The organism is Salipaludibacillus neizhouensis (assembly GCF_002886185.1).
Lineage (GTDB): Bacteria > Bacillota > Bacilli > Bacillales > Salisediminibacteriaceae > Salipaludibacillus > Salipaludibacillus neizhouensis.
Genome location: NZ_KZ614148.1, coordinates 169,489 through 171,203 on the forward strand (window position 1 = coordinate 169,489; position 1,715 = coordinate 171,203).

At 37.0% G+C, this 1,715-nt stretch carries 2 protein-coding genes; both read left to right on the forward strand.

What is annotated here, in order from left to right; all coding sequences use genetic code 11:
- Nucleotides 1-856, forward strand: an 856-nt coding sequence (locus CEF18_RS23775; protein ID WP_110939242.1) for a proline dehydrogenase family protein, incomplete at its 5' end; no start/stop codon positions are given.
- 20 nt (nucleotides 857-876) lie between these two features.
- Nucleotides 877-1,715 (forward strand): aldehyde dehydrogenase family protein (locus tag CEF18_RS23780; RefSeq protein WP_190238717.1); only part of this gene is annotated, 839 nt, incomplete at its 3' end.

The window sequence follows — 1,715 nt, forward strand, 5'->3', positions numbered from 1 at the left end:
AATGGCCCAAAAATATGGGTTAAAAATGGGAGCGAAACGTTTCGTGGCAGGAGACTCCATTTTGCACGCTATAGATTGTGTTCGAAAAATTAACGACGCTGGCATGGTCGCGATGCTCAATTATTTAGGCGAATATGTTCATACAGAGGAGGAAGCCTCTGAAGCTACTCGGAATTGTTTACTCACCCTAGATAGTATTTATGACACAGGCATTAAAAGTAATTTAACAGTTAAATCCAGTTCCTTAGGCTTAGATGTAAGCAGAGAAATTTGTGTTCAAAATTTAAGAAAAATTTTAGAAAAAGCAAAAGAGTACGGGAATTTTGTAAGAATTGAAATGGAAGATTACTCACATTGTCAATTAACTTTAGACATTTATAAAGAATTAAGAGAAGAATACGAAAATGTAGGGACGGTTATCCAAGCGTACCTCTATAGAACCGAACAGGATATCGATGATTTAAACCATTATAACGCAAATTTACGCTTAGTAAAAGGAGCTTATAAAGAGTCGCCTGAAGTAGCTTTTCCTAAGAAAAGTGATGTGGATAAGAATTTTGAAACGATCATTAAAACGCATTTAAAAAATGGGAACTATACCGGAATTGCTACTCATGATGATGCGGTGATTAATGAAATGATCGGATTTACTGAACACAATCATATTTCAAGGGATCAGTTTGAGTTTCAAATGTTATATGGGATTCGTTCTGACTTGCAAAAGCTGTTAACTGAGAATGGATATAAAGTACGTGTGTATGTACCGTACGGAGTTGACTGGTTTGGCTATTTTATGAGAAGGCTCGCAGAACGACCTGAGAATGTGACATTTGTATTAAAAAATACATTTAAATAAACCAACAGGGGGAACTAAAAATGACTAAAACTCTTCAATATTTAAAGTTAGATACGTTCAAGAACGAACCCAATACGGACTTTTCACTAGACGGTGAGGTAAAGGCGTTAAAAGAAGCCATCTCGGCGGCTAGAGGTAATTTAGGAAAAGAATATCCTGTGATTATTGGAGGAGAAAAAATTTACACAGAAGATAAAATCACTTCTATTAATCCAGGAAAGAACGAAGAAATTGTTGGGACCATGAGTAAAATAGATCGTGAGATGGCTGAAAAAGCTTTACACACGGCTACGGAAACGTTTGAAACTTGGAAACTAGTAAAGCCAGAAAAACGAGCTTCATATTTGTTCAAAATAGCAGATTTAATGAGAGAACGACGCCATGAATTATCAGCTATATTAATTATTGAAGCAGGAAAGAACTATGAAGAGGCGGATGGGGAAGTTTCGGAAGCCATTGATTTCTTAGATTTTTACGCGAGATCAATGATTCAACTGAATGAAGATACTCATTACTTGAAAAGTCTTCCTGATGAAAGAAATAAGTTAACATATATTCCGTTAGGTGTAGGTTTTATCGTTCCTCCTTGGAATTTTCCTTTAGCAATTTGTGTTGGTTTAACTGCATCGGCTGTAGTTACAGGTAATACTACTCTAGTAAAGCCAGCGTCCTTAACACCGGTTATTGCCTATAAATTTGTTGAACTAGCAGAGGAAGCCGGTCTGCCGAGTGGAGTGATTAATTTCATACCAGGGGATTCCTCCGTCATGGGCGACTTTATAACAGGACACCCTCTTACTCGTTTTATCAGTTTCACAGGATCTAAAGATGTAGGGCTTCACATCAATGAGCTTGCAGG